Here is a 16,470-nt window from a genome sequence, read left to right on the forward strand (position 1 = left end):
TTTTATGCCTATATAATCCACCGCATTATTGTCATTTTATTTTTGATATCCAATTTTTTCGTGGTGTATATGTCTAATAAAATCTTTACGCATTCCCTACCTATGCGCTATGCCGATTTTCCAACGCTGGTTGATGCTTTGGACTACGCCGCTCTGAGTAGCGCCGGAATGAATTTTTATGACAGACGTTGCCAACTTGAAGATCAACTGGAATATCAGACGTTAAAAACGCGTGCCGAAGCTGGTGCGAAGCGGTTGTTATCGCTGAACCTGAAAAAAGGCGAACGCGTGGCGCTGATTGCCGAAACGAGTAGCGGGTTTGTAGAGGCTTTTTTTGCCTGTCAGTATGCTGGCTTAGTCGCCGTCCCGTTGGCGATTCCAATGGGCGTCGGTCAGCGGGATTCCTGGAGCGCCAAACTCCAGGGTTTACTGGCAAGTTGCCAGCCCGCAGCCATTATCACTGGTGATGAGTGGTTGCCACTGGTCAATGCCGCGACGCATAACAACCCCGAATTACATGTTTTAAGCCACGCCTGGTTTAAGGCATTACCGGAAGCCGATGTTGCGCTCCAGCGTCCAGTTCCGAACGATATCGCCTACCTCCAGTACACCTCCGGCAGCACCCGTTTTCCCCGTGGCGTCATTATCACCCATCGCGAAGTGATGGCTAATCTACGTGCTATAAGCCACGATGGCATTAAATTACGCCCTGGCGACCGCTGCGTCTCCTGGCTGCCTTTCTACCATGATATGGGACTGGTCGGCTTTCTCCTGACCCCCGTCGCCACGCAACTTTCAGTAGATTATTTGCGCACTCAGGATTTTGCCATGCGTCCTTTGCAATGGCTTAAATTGATCAGTAAAAATCGCGGCACCGTTTCCGTTGCGCCGCCGTTTGGCTATGAATTGTGCCAACGCCGCGTGAATGAAAAAGATCTCGCTGAACTGGATCTTTCCTGCTGGCGCGTCGCTGGTATTGGTGCTGAGCCGATCTCCGCAGAACAACTCCATCAATTCGCTGAATGTTTCCGTCAGGTTAACTTTGACGATAAAACGTTCATGCCGTGCTACGGACTGGCAGAAAATGCGCTGGCTGTCAGCTTCTCTGATGAAGGCTCTGGGGTTGTGGTTAACGAAGTGGATCGCGACATCCTCGAATATCAGGGTAAAGCCGTCGCGCCGGGTGCAGAGACACGCGCCGTATCGACTTTCGTCAACTGCGGCAAAGCGTTGCCGGAACATGGTATTGAAATCCGCAATGAAGCAGGTATGCCGGTCGCGGAACGTGTGGTAGGCCATATTTGCATCTCCGGCCCCAGTCTGATGAGCGGTTACTTTGGCGACCAGGCTTCGCAAGACGAGATTGCCGCGACGGGCTGGTTAGACACCGGCGACCTCGGTTATCTGCTGGACGGTTATCTGTATGTCACCGGACGCATTAAAGATCTGATTATTATTCGTGGCCGTAATATCTGGCCGCAGGATATTGAATATATAGCGGAACAGGAACCGGAAATTCATTCTGGCGATGCGATTGCTTTTGTTACCGCCCAGGAAAAAATCATTTTGCAGATCCAGTGTCGGATCAGCGATGAAGAACGTCGCGGACAGCTTATCCACGCGCTGGCAGCACGGATCCAAAGCGAATTTGGCGTAACAGCGGCTATCGATCTGTTGCCGCCCCACAGTATTCCCCGAACATCCTCCGGCAAGCCTGCCCGTGCGGAAGCGAAAAAACGTTATCAGAAGGCTTATGCTGCAAGCCTTCATGTGCAGGAATCCCTGGCATGAATCAAACTGTCGCGGTGACGGGCGCTACCGGGTTTATCGGTAAATATATTATCGATAACCTGCTCGCCCGCGGCTTTCACGTTCGCGCATTGACGCGTACTGCCCGCGCTCACGTCAATGATAATCTCACCTGGGTGCGCGGTTCGCTGGAAGATACTCATTCACTTAGCGAGCTGGTTGCCGGAGCCAGCGCAGTGGTCCATTGCGCCGGGCAAGTGCGCGGGCACAAAGAAGAGATTTTCACCCGCTGTAACGTTGACGGCAGCCTGCGCCTGATGCAAGCAGCAAAAGAGAGCTGCTTTTGCCAACGTTTTCTGTTTATCTCTTCGCTGGCGGCGCGCCATCCCGAGCTCTCCTGGTACGCAAATTCCAAACACATCGCCGAACAACGGCTGACTGCAATGGCTGACGAAATTACGCTGGGCGTTTTTCGCCCGACAGCCGTGTATGGTCCCGGCGATAAAGAGTTAAAACCGCTGTTTGACTGGATGCTGCGCGGCCTGCTGCCACGACTTGGTGCACCAGATACACAGCTCTCTTTCCTGCACGTCACCGATTTTGCGCAAGCAGTGGGTCAGTGGTTAAGCGCCGAAACTGTACAGACGCAAACCTATGAATTATGCGATGGCGTCGCTGGCGGCTATGACTGGCAACGCATACAGCAACTTGCCGCCAACGTCCGTTGCGGTTCCGTGCGAATGGTTGGTATTCCTCTGCCGGTACTCACCTGCCTTGCGGATATCAGTACCGCGTTGAGTCGCCTGGCAGGTAAAGAACCTATGCTGACCCGCTCGAAAATTCGTGAATTAACCCACGCCGACTGGTCGGCAAGTAATAACCGTATTTCTGAAGATATTAATTGGTTTCCCGGGATTAGCCTGGAACACGCATTACGCAACGGGCTATTTTGATTGTCTTGTTTAAAGGTGTGTTAACGTTTCTATGGTAAATCGTGAAATAGTAATGGATTACATCCTTTCCTGTTTACAGGATTTGGTCGAAAACGGTGTGGAAATTAAGCCCGACAGCGATCTCGTCAACGATCTTGGCCTGGAGTCGATCAAAGTGATGGATCTCTTAATGATGCTGGAAGACAGATTCGATATTTCCATTCCTATTAATATTCTGCTGGATGTCAAAACCCCTGCGCAATTAATGGAAACTCTACTTCCATGGCTGGAGAATAAATAATGGGGCTATACGATAAATATGCGCGCCTTGCTGGCGAGCGACTGCAATTTAGTGACAACGGGTTAACACCGTTTGGCACCTGTATTGATGAAGTGTATTCCGCCACCGAAGGCCGGATCGGCAATAAAAAAGTGATTCTGGCCGGGACCAATAATTATCTCGGTTTAACCTTTAATCATGATGCCATCAGCGAAGGTCAGGCCGCGTTAGCGGCCCAAGGTACCGGCACCACCGGTTCTCGTATGGCAAACGGCAGTTATGCGCCGCACCTGGCGTTAGAGAAAGAGATTGCCGAGTTTTTCAATCGCCCTACCGCTATCGTTTTTTCAACCGGTTATACCGCTAATTTAGGCGTCATCAGCGCACTTGCCGACCATAACGCCGTGGTGTTACTGGATGCCGACAGCCACGCCAGTATTTATGACGCCTGTTCTCTCGGTGGCGCGGAAATTATTCGTTTCCGCCATAACGATGCTAAAGATCTGGAACGGCGCATGGTTCGCCTCGGTGAACGGGCGAAAGAGGCGATTATCATCGTTGAGGGCATCTACAGCATGCTCGGTGACGTTGCGCCGCTGGCGGAAATTGTTGATATCAAACGTCGTCTCGGTGGTTATTTGATTGTCGATGAAGCGCATTCGTTTGGCGTGTTAGGCGCAACGGGGCGCGGACTGGCTGAAGCTGTCGGCGTTGAAGATGATGTGGATATTATCGTTGGTACTTTCAGTAAAAGTCTGGCCTCGATTGGCGGTTTTGCTGTCGGTTCGGAAGCGATGGAAGTGCTGCGCTACGGCAGCCGCCCGTATATTTTTACCGCCTCTCCTTCTCCGTCCTGCATTGCGACCGTGCGCTCATCGTTAAGAACCATTGCCACACAACCAGAGCTGCGGCAAAAGCTGATGGATAACGCCAACCATCTGTATGACGGTCTGCAAAAACTGGGTTATGAGTTAAGTTCACATATTAGCCCGGTAGTGCCAGTAATAATCGGTTCGAAAGAGGAAGGTTTACGCATCTGGCGCGAGCTTATCTCGCTGGGCGTGTATGTGAATCTTATCCTGCCGCCTGCCGCGCCTGCAGGCATCACGCTGCTGCGCTGTAGCGTAAATGCTGCCCACAGTCGTGAGCAAATCGATGCCATCATTCAGGCATTTGCTACTCTGAAGCAGTAATGTGAGCCCGCCGTGGTGTTTGCGCCACGGCGGGTTTAATGTTGTCTGTCATACCAATACACCAGGCTCAACGCCACCAACACAAACGCTACCGGTAAACCGAGCGCGGTAACAGGTGCGCTTAACGCAAATAGCAATCCCAAATTGACCATGATTTGATAGCTGATCCAGGTGAGTAAGCCAACGATGACGCCTACAGCGAGACGGCTACCCATCCCTGGCGAGCGCGGGGCGCTAAAGGTAAACGGCACAGCCAGCAAAATCATCGCCAGGGTCAGGATCGGTTGCCCCAGTTTTTCCCACAGTGCAAGGCGGTATTCGCTGCTGGGTTGCCCGGTTTCCTGCAAATAATGGATGTAATGATTAAGCTGACGGACAGAAAAAGTATTCCCCGGCATCGATAACTCATCAAGATCCATACTGGTGAAGGCCGATTGCCAGGCAAGATTATCTGATGTTTCCAGCGTTTCTTTACCGTTAAGCCATTTTTTATGATTCACACCATGCAGGATCCACGTTTTGTCGTCTTTAATGGTGGCACTGCGTGCATAAATGTAGGATTCGAGCGAAAGATCGTCACGATAATGAAAAATCTCCACGCCCACAGGCTGGCCCTGTTCATTCAGCGATTTCACCGTCACAAATTCATTGCCGCGCCTGGCCCACAGCATATTGCCGGTAATGTCATCGTCCTCCCCCAACGCGGTGGCGGTCGATTTGATTTGCAGCGCCTGTTGCTGCAATGGCGACGCCACCCACTCATCTATCGCGCCTAACGAAACAGTCCACAATATCCCGGCAACCAGCGCCACCAGTGCAATACGGAAGATAGAAAACCCCGTGCTGCGAATGGCGGTAAGCTCACTGTTTTTCGATAACTGCCCCAGGCCAACAATCCCTCCCAATAAGGCGATAAACGGCGAAAGTTCGACCAGTGTGCGCGGTAAGGTCATTAGCACCACCAGCACCGCCTGAGTCCAGCGATAACCGCCCGGGCTGACATCATCCAGTTCGTTAATCAGGTTGAAGGTGGTAAAAAGCGGCAGCAATAGCCCTGCGGCGGCGGCAAAACCGAGAAAGAGATGACGGATTAAATAGCGACTGAAAACATTCATCGGGAAAATTTCTGCAGCAAAGAGAAGTCGCGTGCGACCAGCATCAGCAGGCCCATTAGCATGAGTCCGGGCACTAACCACAAACCAGGAATGAGAGGAATCGCGCCGTTAGCCACCAGCGTACGGCAGACGTCGCCGCCATAAAAAATGGCAATAAACAGCAACGTCAGTGGCAATAACGTTGAAAATCGCCCTTGCCGCGGTTTTACCCGACTTAATGAAATGGCCAGCAGCGCCATCAACAATGCGGTCAGGCCACGGCTTTGTCGCCATTGCAGTTCGGCATGATCGGCAGGAAAGGCGGAGCGCGCCAGCTCCGTGACCGATTTTGCTTTGCGTTTGACGTTAGGGCTTTGATCCAGCGGATTCAGATGTAATTGCAGATTACGGTAGATCTGTTCGTTGTCGTCACGCCCCTGATGATCGAGAAGATAGGCAGTGCCGTTGTGCAACATAACGGTCGGTTTCTCGGGTGATGGGTCAACCACATCAACCGAACGGGCGCGGAAAATGCGGGTTCGATTGGCAGTAGAAGTATAAATCAGCGCGTCAGTCAGGCGATTATTATCCTGATCAACCGTCTGCGAAAGGATCATTCGTCCGTTATCGTTAGTGTTAAATTTCTTTGCCCGCAACTGGCGAACATCCAGCTCCGACTGCGACTGCTGCTCCAGTTGATAAATCTGCGTATAAGCCCACGGACGACCATACATCGACAGAAGGGTGACAAAAATACTTAGCGGTATCGCCAGATAAAGAACGGCTTTGTACAAGCGTCCCGGACTGCCCCCCGCCGCAGAGATAGCGGTAATTTCCGAGTCGGTATACATCTGCCCTAGCGTCACGCCAACTGACACATACAGACCAACAGGTAACAACATCTCCAGTGCAATCAGCACTTTGTAGAAAACGATATCCAGCACAACATCAAGAGCTAATGTCCCATTTGCCGCTTCGGTCAGATAACGCTGTGCGGAGTAGCTGGCGAAAATAAAGATCAGAAAACCGACGATAATCAGCACCAGACGGCGCGTACCACGCATGATGTAGTGTTCAACCAGCTTCATCTCACTAACGCCCTCAATCCTTTGAATTTTTTATTCATTGATCAGTTTCTGCGCCAGCGCAATGACATGATCTACCTCTTCCGGCGTCAGGCTGCCGTCCTTTGCCCACTGAATTTGCCCGGCTTTATTCAGCACCAGAATGGTTGAACTCTGCTCCGGCAAGCGCCAGGCAACGCGTCCCTGTCCATTGCCGTCAATAATGAATTGCGCCCACGGATAGCGGCGTTTATTTTTTTCGATTTTGCCAACAACAAAATAGCCAGTACCAAAGATGGCATCATCGGTGTTCACAATGGTGGTGGGCTGAAAACGATCCTGCGGAAAGTTTGCCGCTTCAACCGCTTTAATTAACAGTGAGTTCTTTTTCTTCGCCGACTTACGCCCGGCGATATACTGAATAATGCGGACTTTTCCCGCTAATTGTGTGCTGTTCCACTTTTGGTAGTGAATTTCGTCGTCGCTATTCAGAAGCAGCTCGCCGCCTTCCTGGATATAAACAGGGGTAACCGTTTTGCCAGTGACGAAATTGTGTGCCTGCACACCCGGGGCTAAAAGCATGATAATCAGCGCAATAATCAAACGAGATGACATCATTGCTCCGGTTATAGCGGAAAACGCGAAATCAGCAGCTCTAAGCGCTGGCGAATATCGCTATCCAGCGCCACCGGTGCATCATACGACTGGCGGTTTTCCATATCATCCGCCACCATGTCGTCGTGTTTATCTCCCATCAGGCCATTAATGGCGGCGAGGAAACGGGAAATCTGTAACGCCTCTTTATTTTCAGGATCAAGCGATCTTAAGGTGTCGTAATAAGAAACCTGTTGGCTGATGATTTTTCGCACATCATGAAATTCCCTGCCGGTTAGTCGCGGTTTGGCAATAATCTCTTTCAGGGTATGCATTTGCTTTTGCCGATAGGCAATAAAACCGCTTACGCTTTCTAACTGGCTATGGCGTAATGAATAGTTCACCAACGACCAGACCGGAGAGCTTAAATAAATCCGTAACAGGTTGCCGTAATACGACACAATATTTTTCTTACCGTTACGAAAGCCGTCCTGAAAACGCCCCAGAAAAACGGTCGTTTTGCCGAATAAAAATCCGGCCTGATGCTTCTTTAAATACAGCCGTTGCGCAAAACGCAGGTGCTTGTAGCGCGCTCGCATGTATTTAAATTGTTTGCGCTCATCAGCAGTCAGCTCATCGCCTTTGGCTTGTTTGCGAACTAAACGCAGTAATTCCTGACGATCAACGCCATTGAGCCAGAATTGCAGGCATAACGCGTAATTATCATGAATGATTTCGGTGGTACAACTTAGTGCAATAGTCGGCGGCAAACTAACCTGTGCATCAACGACATCATCTTCTTCAATCGCAACAAATAGACGCTCGCTCGCCTCAAGCGGGAAATATTTTCTCATCATCAGGATTTCTCTCCGGCTGCGTTATAAAGCAAGGAATGGCGCTGAAAAAATGCCTTTAAGGTTGGAATTAACGAGAGCGCCACGTCCAGACATTGCCCACCGAAGTAAGCAAACGCTGCTCCCAGCACACCAAACAGATGACAGAACATGAACAGCAATACGATGTAGCCGATTGAGGCGATGGTTTGCGCCACGAGAAAAGCGCGCTGTTTTCCCGCCATCAATAGCAATGACTCCTGAGGGAAGCCCAGCATCGAAATCACAATTGCGCCCAGCATCACCTGAATCAGGTCATACGCTTCGAGATACTTAACGCCAAACACCAGCGAAATGAGCGGCTTGCCGACGATAAACACCGCGAGCGCCACCAGAATACCGATTCCGCCCGCCAGTAAACCGGACTTCACACCTAACAACCACGGTCTGGTGGTGCGCGGATCTAAACGCATCACCTCTGGGTAAAAACTTTTACCCAGCAAACCCGCTGGCGTTCCGGCGGCGTCGAAGAATGTCATGGCGATTTTAAATAACCCGGCGGCAGCGGGTCCTAACACGATCCCCACCAGCACTGTGCTGCACGAGTTACGCGCCGACCAGATGGAGTGGGCAATGTTGGTTGACCAGACAAAACTCCACGCGCCTTTGATGTGTCGGGCAGACTCAAACAGATTCAATTTGAAGGCATTATGGATATTTCGGCGGCGTAATTCGCGCGCGGCAAACCACCAGTACATGGTGCCGCCAACCAGATTCGACACGTACCAGGCAATAACAAAACCCGCAAAACCAAAGTCAAAATACCAGGCTACGACGCTCCCCGCTGCGCGCAGAAAAGGTTTCGTCGCCTGCTGTACAGCAATTAAATCGAAGCGATCTACCGCACGCAGAATGCCGGTCGGCGTGGAGGAAGCCATTGAAGGAATGAGCGTGCAATAGAGCGCTGCCAGCCAAAAACTTTGGTCATCCAGACCTAATGAATGGGAAAGGAATGGCAGTAAGGCAATGCCACCGACAATCGCCACCGCGCCGCTGACGATATCCAGCGAGAAGGAAAATGAGACGACATTGCGGAATTGCTGCGGATTATTGTTGGTTAATGCTGGTGTTCCGTACTGAACCACCAGTTGCCATGTCTGAAACTTAATAAAATCGCTGATCGACTTGGCGTACGATTGCACAATCACCAGTACGCCAAACATGGCGGGCGTCATCCCTTTACCGGCACACGAGAGCGCCAACAGCCCCAGCAAGGCGCTCACGACATTACTGGAGCCTAACCAGGCGCTATTGCGAATAATGGTGCGAAACGCGCCATCTGCAAACCAATGTTTGATGTTAAAACCCGCCAATTCAGCCTGACCTTATCGTTGATAGTAAAAAGTATCCCGCCAGCCTTAAGTTAAACTTCGGCGGTCAGAAACGATGGCAACCAGAGAAACCGCCTTCTGTGCCTGTTCCAGCACTTCGCTGTAGGGCGCTCTGGAATCAATCTCAAGAATTTTTGTGCCGTTATAGCCAATCTTCGACATGACACCGATTTTGTCCTGCAGCTCGGCATAGTCATGGTCAGGCTTGCGGGAGATGGCAGTCTCAATATCAATGCCCAGGCGAATAATTAATTCCGGGCGATATTGCGCCATTTGTTGGTATAAACGCCGTTCGCGCTGCGCCAGAAACATGCTGATTTTCCCGGTCGCACGTTCGACGCCAATCCCCGGTCCGTCATAATAAAAGCCCGAAATTTCAGCCTGCGGGAAGCGATCGCTGACCACCAGAACGCCACTTTGCGCCAGTCGCTGAACCTTGCGTAGATTCGCCATTCTTCGCAGCGAGAAGCAGTACATAATCACCGCCGCCCATAGCGCCGGAGATTTGGTTTTCATGCTTTGGGTTTTCGAGGATTTGGCCGCCAGTCGCCGTTCCAGCCAGACGCCAACCAACGGCAATCGTTTGATTTTGTCGCCGTCTTCGCCGGAGAGCAGCCCCAGATAGCGCCGCTCGGTTTGCCAGTGTTGTTGCAGCGATTTCACCAGGTCGGTGGTCAGTGTGGATTTACCGGTGCCATCACACCCGACCACCGCAATTAGCCCCGGAATGTAGCTGGGCTGCGGCGCGGTTGTACTAATAACAGTTTGTGTTTGTAGTGCATCCATTCGTTAAATCATCCCCTATCCATTTTGGTGATCAGGAAAGCGCGGCGTGAATTGCGCGTAGTGACGCTTGCAGAATTTCATCGGCTGGTTGCCGACCATCCAGTTCAAGGATCCTGGCGCCGTTGAAAGTCAGTTGCGGCGTAACGGCGATTTTTTCCTGTAACGCTGCCAGTTGGTGGTCAGGTTTACGCGCAAACGCCGTTTGTTCATCAATGCCAAGACGAATCAACAATACGGGCAAATAAGATGCCATCCATTGGTACAGCTTCAGCTCGCGCTGCCTTAACATTTTTATCCAACCGTTACCGCCCGTGGTTTTTGCCAATTGCGGGCCATCAAAGCGAAAACCCGGCACTTCAACCTGCGGGTAGCGGTCGGTGATGAGCAGATAGCCTTGCTGGCTTTTACACAACATTTTGCGAAACTTGTACGCCCGCCAGCAGGAAAGCAGATAGATAACCAGAGCAGTAATATTGCCAGGCGGTGTTGAGGGCTTTTCGTGCACATGTGCCGCTTTACTTCGCAAATAACGCCCAAAAGGTGCGCCAATAACAGGGAGCTGTGAAATCCATTCGCCAATTCGCCCGGACGATTGCCCGAGATAAATGTGTTCTGCTGGCATTCTTGCTGCCAGTTCATTTACCAGGCTTGCCGTGAGGGTCGATTTACCTGAACCATCACATCCTACAATGGCAATAACACGCACTGGCGTGGAATTAATTATTGACATATTACGTTGATTCACGAAAAACCCGGCAGTAAATAATGTATTGAATATTACGTGGTCCGTGCTCAGAATATCCGTTCAACCTTATTGTGACAATGGTTAATTGTGACATTGACCTGAATTACGCTTTCATAAAAACATATTAACCAAATAAATATTTTGGATGGATATTTAAATTTAAGGATATATTCATGCAGTCAATAACACCTCCATTAATTGCCGTTATTGGTAGCGATGGTTCAGGCAAGTCAACGGTGTGTGAACATCTCATTACCGTTGTCGAAAAATATGGTGCTGCCGAAAGAGTTCATTTAGGAAAACAGGCCGGAAATGTCGGTCGTGCAGTGACAAAATTACCGTTGATGGGAAAATCCTTACATAAAACAATTGAACGAAATCAGGTGAAAACAGCAAAAAAATTGCCTGGACCAGTTCCGGCGCTGGTAATTACAGCGTTTGTCGCCCGTCGCTTACTGCGCTTTCGTCATATGCTTGCCTGTCGTCGTCGCGGGTTAATTGTTCTAACCGACCGTTATCCTCAGGACCAAATTCCTGGCGCTTACGATGGTACGGTGTTCCCACCTAACGTTGAAGGTGGTCGTTTTGTCTCATGGCTGGCAAGCCAGGAACGTAAAGCGTTTCACTGGATGGCGAGCCATAAGCCTGATCTGGTCATCAAACTCAATGTTGACCTTGAAGTTGCCTGTGCACGTAAACCCGACCATAAACGGGAATCGCTGGCGAGGAAGATTGCCATAACGCCACAGTTAACCTTTGGTGGTGCACAACTGGTTGATATCGATGCCAATCGGCCACTGGAACAGGTGTTGGTTGATGCAGAAAAAGCGATTACGGATTTTATGACCGCGCGTGGTTATCACTAGTCAAAAATGGAAATGCCCGATCGCCAGGACCGGGCATTTTCAGGAAGGTTAAATCAACTGCAATGCTATCCAGTACAGCCCACCAGAAAGAAAAATTGCCGCCGGTAAAGTAAACACCCACGCCATCAGGATGCTGGTTACCGTTTTACGCTGTAACCCACCGCCGTCCACCACCATCGTCCCTGCTACCGCAGACGAGAGGACGTGTGTTGTGGAGACAGGCATCCCAATATAACTGGCAAGGCCGATAGACACTGCCGCCGTCATTTGTGCCGCCATGCCTTGCGCATACGTCATGCCGCGCTTACCAATCTTCTCACCGATGGTCATCGCTACACGACGCCAGCCAATCATGGTGCCAATGCCGAGCGCCAGTGCTACCGCCATGATGATCCACACCGGAGCGTACTCAATGGTGCTTAACATATCGCTGCGCAGTTTTTTCAGCAGGTTCTGGTCTTCTTTACTGACGCCTGGCAGTTTCGCCAGCTTCGCGGAGGTATCAGAGATGCACAGCATAATGCGGCGCAGCTGGCTGCGCTGACTCACGCTTAACGGCTCGTAACTTTCCATATTGCCTGGCAGCATCGTTTTAACGCGCGCAATCGCATCAAAGGTATTTGCCGGATGACAGTGAAACTCTGTTACTTGCGTGCCATCAGTCGATGCTGCAGGCAATGGAGGTTCCATCGCAATCAACTTCTGCGGCAGTTCAGGATGCTGTTGCAGGTAGTGTTCGAAGTTGGTGACGGCATCGCGGGTACGGGTAATTTCATAGCCGGACGCGTTCATATTGACGACGAAGCCAGCAGGGGCAATCCCCACCAGTACCAGCATCACCAGGCCGATCCCTTTTTGTCCGTCGTTCGCGCCGTGCGAAAACGCCACGCCCGCAGCGGAAACAATCAGCGCAATACGCGTCCAGAATGGCGGTTTACGTTTGCCTTTTTTCTTTTTGCGATCTTCCGGAATGCGGTGAATACGGTCACGCTTTTTCGTCCCGCTCCAGTAGCGTCGCAGCAGGAATATCAGGCCTCCCGCAATGACCAGGCCGACGATAGGGGAAACAATCAGCGAGGAGAAAATTTTGGTCACTTCACGCAGGTTTAACGCATCCATCACCGATGAGCCGGTTAACAGCGCGTTGGTTAAACCGATGCCGATAATCGCACCAATCAAGGTGTGCGAACTGGAGGCCGGTAAACCGAAGAACCACGTTCCCAGGTTCCAGATAATCGCCGCCAGCAGCATGGAAAAGACCATCGCCAGGCCGTGGGTTGACCCCATATTCAGCAACAAATCGGTTGGCAACATATGGACAATGGCATAGGCAACGCTAAGTCCGCCCAATAACACGCCAAAAAAGTTAAAAAATGCCGCCATCACCACAGCAAGTTGTGGTTGCATGGCACGAGTATAAATAACGGTTGCCACCGCATTCGCCGTGTCATGAAAACCATTGATTGCTTCGTAGAACAACACAAATGCCAGAGCAAGCAATAACAAAAGCCCTGTGTATATATCAAGGCCAACAAATAAATTTAGCATATATTAGATTACGCCATTTTGAATTTACGAACGGACGCATTATCAGTGACTTTAACGGCATGGGCAAAGTGAAATATCATTTTTTAACGATAAAAAGAGTGTTATTTCTTGTGTATCAGACAATAAGCATTCATTCAAAACCTTTAGAAATAATCAAAACACAGGTATTCCACTGGTTAATATATTCACATATGAAATGAATAAATATTGGAATATATAAATATTGAATATTTTGATTAATCCCCGTACTGATTATTCTTCATAATCAGTACGGGGTTGCTACAACATGTATTACTTTTTCACCACAATTAACGGTTCAATATCACTCTCTTTTTTGATGACCAGTGATTCATCACCGCGCAAACACGTCCCACCGTAGTTGCCGCCAACGGTGAAGGTACATACCTGAATGTATTTACCGTCCGCTTTCGGCAAACACCACAGTTGCTGATAGATGTTTTTCTGCTCGGCAAATTTACCGCTGGTTTTGTCCAGCACCTCTTCATGATGGCTGACCAGGTCGATATTGCTACCACAGCGACCGGCAATCGGTTTCACTGCGTAACCTGTTTTCACCAATTCATCATTAACAGTGAAATCGGTATCCAGCAGGTAACGATGGTGCGGGAACAGCGACCAGAGGATCGGCAGAATCGCTTTGTTGCCGGGGATCACCGTCCACAGCGGCTCAAAGACCAGCACTTCCGGGCGCAGCAATACGTCGATAAGACGCACTTCGTTTTGCGGATGACCGGTACGGATTGGCACCGCAGCAAACTCACGGTCGCTAACTTCACGAATCTGATCAAACGCGGTTTCCCACGCCCAGGTTTTCCACACGCAGTTAACCAGCCGTCCTTCCCCATCAATCAGTTGCCCGGCAGCATCCCAGCCCAGTTCATCCAGCCCGCGCAAGATACGCGTTTCAAAGCCCGCCTGGTGCAGCGCCTGCTCCATAAACTGCGCGTGATAGTTTTCCTCGATATCTTTGTCCTGCATGATATGGACAAACGGACGTGCACGACTGTGTTTCCAGGCACCAGCCAGTTCGTTAATCAGCCCTTCCGCCGGATTGAAGCCGTTGCCTTTATAGCCCTGCTCCGCCCAACGTTCGAGGATCAAGCCCGCTTCGGTATGACAGGAGGCGGAGTCGGCGTTGTACTCGTAAACCTTCAGGCCACGCTCATCCATGCAGAAATCCATACGACCAGTGATCATATGGTGACGGCGACGCTGCCAGGAGAGACGCAAACGTGGCCAGAGGATTTTCGGGATGTCGAACAGCGCCAGCAGGTTGTCATCTTTCAGCACCTTGTCGGTTGCGTGAAGATACATCAGGTGCAGCTCGTTGGTGGCTTTAATTAGCTCCTGCTCGGCACTCTCGGTAATGGTGTAGTAATGATAAGGATCCTGATTGATCACCTGACCGTTGGCCTGCACATAGGCGTTTTGCAGCGGATCTTTTTCATCCAGCCATTTACCGTCAAACTGGCCTTTGTTTTCCAGGCGCGCTCCGCTGATTTTCAGCAGCTCGCCTGCAATTTCCGGCTGCGGTAAGCTGTATTCAGTATCTTCCGTCTGGATCATCCAGCCCAGAATGGTGGTGTCATCAAAAGTGTCTTTCAGGGTATAGCAGCCGTTTTCGACCACCATCTCCAGCTCACGCGTCCACTGTTGCCCTTGCGGCAACGGGGAATGAATCACGTTCTGTTCCGCAATACGGACTTTGTTGCCATGCAATTGGGTAATGATGGCGACATGGCCAGTGTCTTTAAATTCACCGCCTTTATCCCAGATAAGAAGCGCACCCGCGACCGGCGCACGCGGCGAGCCGTTAGGAAATGCCTGCAATGGCAGGATGTTGTCATTAACCACTTCTCGCAGGAAGCGCAGCGAGAAAATCTCCCACGCCATACCCACGTCAGTAAAGACCACACCGTAATTCAGAAAGAGAAAACGGCGAGCAAATTCAACGCATTGCCACTTGTGGCCCATATATTCGTCGTCGATATAGCTACGGAATACGGCGTCATCTTCGTATTCCTGCGGATCGAGAGAACTGTAATCTGAAGAGTAGATTGCTACCCCACCTGGGGCGTAGCCCAATAATGTCCCGAACGGGGCATCCTGGCTGGTCGTTCCTTTGCTCATCACTTTACCTTTAACAATACAACCTAAGCAGTTGGCGTAATTGTTGTGCTCTGATTACCTGCTCAGCGACATTAACCGGACAGAGGTCAGACTAATCATACACCTCATCGCAGCGGCTGGCGCAAAGGGTTAAAAAATTCACATTCTGTACAGCAAGTGACCTGCTACACTGCTTCAACACTACCACTCAGAAGGCAACTCACTATGACAGACAATACTTATCAGCCCGCGAAAGTCTGGACGTGGGATAAATCCGCTGGCGGCGCGTTCGCCAATATCAATCGCCCGGTTTCTGGTCCGACGCATGAAAAAACGCTGCCCGTTGGCAAACACCCATTGCAACTTTATTCGCTGGGAACGCCGAACGGTCAGAAAGTAACGATTATGCTTGAGGAGCTGCTGGCGCTGGGCGTTACTGGTGCAGAGTACGACGCCTGGCTGATTCGTATTGGCGATGGCGATCAATTCTCCAGCGGCTTTGTCGAAGTGAACCCAAACTCGAAGATCCCGGCGCTGCGCGATCATACGCATAATCCGCCGATCCGCGTGTTTGAATCTGGTTCGATCCTGCTTTATCTGGCGGAGAAATTTGGCTACTTCCTGCCGCAGGATTTGGCAAAGCATACTGAAACGATGAACTGGCTGTTCTGGTTACAGGGCGCGGCACCGTTCCTCGGCGGTGGTTTTGGTCACTTTTACCATTACGCGCCGATGAAAATTGAGTACGCCATCAACCGCTTTACCATGGAAGCCAAACGTCTGCTCGACGTGCTGGATAAGCAACTGGCGCAGCATAAGTTTATTGCGGGCGATGAGTACACCATTGCGGATATGGCGATTTGGCCGTGGTTTGGCAATGTGGTGTTAGGCGGCGTGTATGATGCCGCAGAGTTTCTTGATGCGGGCAGTTATAAGCATGTACAACGCTGGGCGAAAGAAGTAGGCGAACGTCCGGCGGTGAAACGTGGGCGTATTGTTAACCGCACCAACGGACCGCTGAATGAGCAGTTGCATGAGCGCCATGACGCCAGTGATTTCGAGACGAATACGGAAGATAAGCGTCAGGGGTAAGGGTTGGTGTTCGTCGCAGCAAGCCATCCAGGCCGGATAAGGCGTTCACGCCGCATCCGGCAATCGTGCACAATGCCTGATGCGACGCTGCCGCGTCTTATCAGGCCTTGTATTATCCCTCCAGTGCAGAGAAAATCGGCCAGTTTTCTCTGCCTGCAGTCCGCATGCCGTAT

15 protein-coding genes are annotated in these 16,470 nt (G+C 50.8%); 6 read left to right on the plus strand and 9 right to left on the minus strand.

Features of this window, described 5'->3' with window-relative positions; translation table 11 throughout:
• Positions 1-102 precede the first annotated feature (102 nt).
• Genes QZF50_RS18275 through QZF50_RS18290 form a run of 4 tightly spaced genes read left to right on the plus strand, consistent with a single transcriptional unit; the run spans position 103 to position 4,154 of the window.
• Entirely contained in the window at positions 103-1,791 is a 1,689-nt protein-coding gene (locus tag QZF50_RS18275; RefSeq protein WP_001345956.1) for a fatty acyl-AMP ligase, read from the plus strand.
• Positions 1,788-2,702, plus strand: a complete 915-nt coding sequence (locus tag QZF50_RS18280; protein ID WP_001077143.1) for an NAD-dependent epimerase/dehydratase family protein — start codon at positions 1,788-1,790, stop codon at positions 2,700-2,702. The genes QZF50_RS18275 and QZF50_RS18280 overlap by 4 nt, the downstream gene beginning before the upstream one ends.
• Positions 2,703-2,733: 31 nt before the next feature.
• Positions 2,734-2,982, plus strand: coding sequence for an acyl carrier protein (locus QZF50_RS18285; protein ID WP_000248097.1), 249 nt, complete (start codon positions 2,734-2,736; stop codon positions 2,980-2,982).
• Complete coding sequence (locus QZF50_RS18290) at positions 2,982-4,154, plus strand: aminotransferase class I/II-fold pyridoxal phosphate-dependent enzyme (protein ID WP_000524972.1); 1,173 nt, start codon at positions 2,982-2,984, stop codon at positions 4,152-4,154. Before QZF50_RS18285 ends, QZF50_RS18290 begins: the two co-directional genes overlap by 1 nt.
• 35 nt (positions 4,155-4,189) lie before the next feature.
• On the opposite strand, the gene lptG is transcribed toward QZF50_RS18290, so the two are convergent.
• The 7 genes from lptG to QZF50_RS18325 are packed head-to-tail and all read right to left on the minus strand — an operon-like array spanning position 4,190 to position 10,661.
• Entirely contained in the window at positions 4,190-5,269 is a 1,080-nt protein-coding gene (gene lptG / locus QZF50_RS18295; protein ID WP_001300858.1) for an LPS export ABC transporter permease LptG, read from the minus strand.
• Positions 5,266-6,336 carry an LPS export ABC transporter permease LptF gene (gene lptF, locus QZF50_RS18300; RefSeq protein ID WP_000779661.1) on the minus strand — a complete coding sequence of 357 codons (1,071 nt, stop codon included), beginning with the start codon at positions 6,334-6,336 and terminating at the stop codon, positions 5,266-5,268. The genes lptG and lptF overlap by 4 nt, the downstream gene beginning before the upstream one ends.
• 30 nt (positions 6,337-6,366) lie before the next feature.
• Entirely contained in the window at positions 6,367-6,927 is a 561-nt protein-coding gene (locus tag QZF50_RS18305) for a YtfJ family protein (RefSeq protein ID WP_001299422.1), read from the minus strand.
• 11 nt (positions 6,928-6,938) lie between these two features.
• Positions 6,939-7,763 carry a hypothetical protein gene (locus QZF50_RS18310; RefSeq protein ID WP_000984976.1) on the minus strand — a complete coding sequence of 275 codons (825 nt, stop codon included), beginning with the start codon at positions 7,761-7,763 and terminating at the stop codon, positions 6,939-6,941.
• Complete coding sequence (locus QZF50_RS18315) at positions 7,763-9,112, minus strand: lipopolysaccharide biosynthesis protein (protein WP_000896880.1); 1,350 nt, start codon at positions 9,110-9,112, stop codon at positions 7,763-7,765. The genes QZF50_RS18310 and QZF50_RS18315 overlap by 1 nt, the downstream gene beginning before the upstream one ends.
• 45 nt (positions 9,113-9,157) lie before the next feature.
• Positions 9,158-9,916: a hypothetical protein gene (locus QZF50_RS18320; RefSeq protein WP_000339512.1), complete on the minus strand. Its 759-nt coding sequence runs from the start codon at positions 9,914-9,916 to the stop codon at positions 9,158-9,160.
• 31 nt (positions 9,917-9,947) lie between these two features.
• Positions 9,948-10,661 carry a dTMP kinase gene (locus QZF50_RS18325; protein WP_001076233.1) on the minus strand — a complete coding sequence of 238 codons (714 nt, stop codon included), beginning with the start codon at positions 10,659-10,661 and terminating at the stop codon, positions 9,948-9,950.
• A gap of 173 nt (positions 10,662-10,834) precedes the next feature.
• Here QZF50_RS18325 and QZF50_RS18330 point away from each other — a divergent pair, with 173 nt between their 5' ends.
• Positions 10,835-11,527: a dTMP kinase gene (locus QZF50_RS18330; RefSeq protein ID WP_001190783.1), complete on the plus strand. Its 693-nt coding sequence runs from the start codon at positions 10,835-10,837 to the stop codon at positions 11,525-11,527.
• Positions 11,528-11,575: 48 nt separating this feature from the next.
• Here QZF50_RS18330 and pitB read toward each other — a convergent pair whose 3' ends face one another.
• Positions 11,576-13,075, minus strand: coding sequence for an inorganic phosphate transporter PitB (gene pitB, locus QZF50_RS18335; RefSeq protein ID WP_000933296.1), 1,500 nt, complete (start codon positions 13,073-13,075; stop codon positions 11,576-11,578).
• Positions 13,076-13,366: 291 nt separating this feature from the next.
• Positions 13,367-15,226, minus strand: a complete 1,860-nt coding sequence (gss, locus tag QZF50_RS18340; RefSeq protein WP_001345957.1) for a bifunctional glutathionylspermidine amidase/synthase — start codon at positions 15,224-15,226, stop codon at positions 13,367-13,369.
• Positions 15,227-15,430: 204 nt separating this feature from the next.
• Here gss and yghU point away from each other — a divergent pair, with 204 nt between their 5' ends.
• Positions 15,431-16,297 (plus strand): glutathione-dependent disulfide-bond oxidoreductase, encoded by an 867-nt coding sequence (gene yghU, locus QZF50_RS18345; protein WP_001345958.1) that lies wholly within the window; start codon positions 15,431-15,433, stop codon positions 16,295-16,297.
• Positions 16,298-16,470 lie beyond the last annotated feature (173 nt).

This window comes from uncultured Escherichia sp. (assembly GCF_948475835.1).
Taxonomy (GTDB): domain Bacteria; phylum Pseudomonadota; class Gammaproteobacteria; order Enterobacterales; family Enterobacteriaceae; genus ECMA0423.

Excerpts from the sequence above, each read along its gene's own strand:
- QZF50_RS18285 (WP_000248097.1), top strand. The coding sequence starts at position 2,734 with ATGGTAAATCGTGAAATAGTAATGGATTACATCCTTTCCTGTTTACAG.
- pitB (WP_000933296.1), bottom strand. The coding sequence starts at position 13,075 with ATGCTAAATTTATTTGTTGGCCTTGATATATACACAGGGCTTTTGTTA.
- lptG (WP_001300858.1), bottom strand. The coding sequence starts at position 5,269 with ATGAATGTTTTCAGTCGCTATTTAATCCGTCATCTCTTTCTCGGTTTT.
- QZF50_RS18280 (WP_001077143.1), top strand. The coding sequence starts at position 1,788 with ATGAATCAAACTGTCGCGGTGACGGGCGCTACCGGGTTTATCGGTAAA.
- QZF50_RS18310 (WP_000984976.1), bottom strand. The coding sequence starts at position 7,763 with ATGATGAGAAAATATTTCCCGCTTGAGGCGAGCGAGCGTCTATTTGTT.
- QZF50_RS18305 (WP_001299422.1), bottom strand. The coding sequence starts at position 6,927 with ATGTCATCTCGTTTGATTATTGCGCTGATTATCATGCTTTTAGCCCCG.
- yghU (WP_001345958.1), top strand. The coding sequence starts at position 15,431 with ATGACAGACAATACTTATCAGCCCGCGAAAGTCTGGACGTGGGATAAA.
- lptF (WP_000779661.1), bottom strand. The coding sequence starts at position 6,336 with ATGAAGCTGGTTGAACACTACATCATGCGTGGTACGCGCCGTCTGGTG.
- QZF50_RS18290 (WP_000524972.1), top strand. The coding sequence starts at position 2,982 with ATGGGGCTATACGATAAATATGCGCGCCTTGCTGGCGAGCGACTGCAA.
- QZF50_RS18330 (WP_001190783.1), top strand. The coding sequence starts at position 10,835 with ATGCAGTCAATAACACCTCCATTAATTGCCGTTATTGGTAGCGATGGT.
- QZF50_RS18275 (WP_001345956.1), top strand. The coding sequence starts at position 103 with ATGCGCTATGCCGATTTTCCAACGCTGGTTGATGCTTTGGACTACGCC.
- QZF50_RS18320 (WP_000339512.1), bottom strand. The coding sequence starts at position 9,916 with ATGGATGCACTACAAACACAAACTGTTATTAGTACAACCGCGCCGCAG.
- gss (WP_001345957.1), bottom strand. The coding sequence starts at position 15,226 with ATGAGCAAAGGAACGACCAGCCAGGATGCCCCGTTCGGGACATTATTG.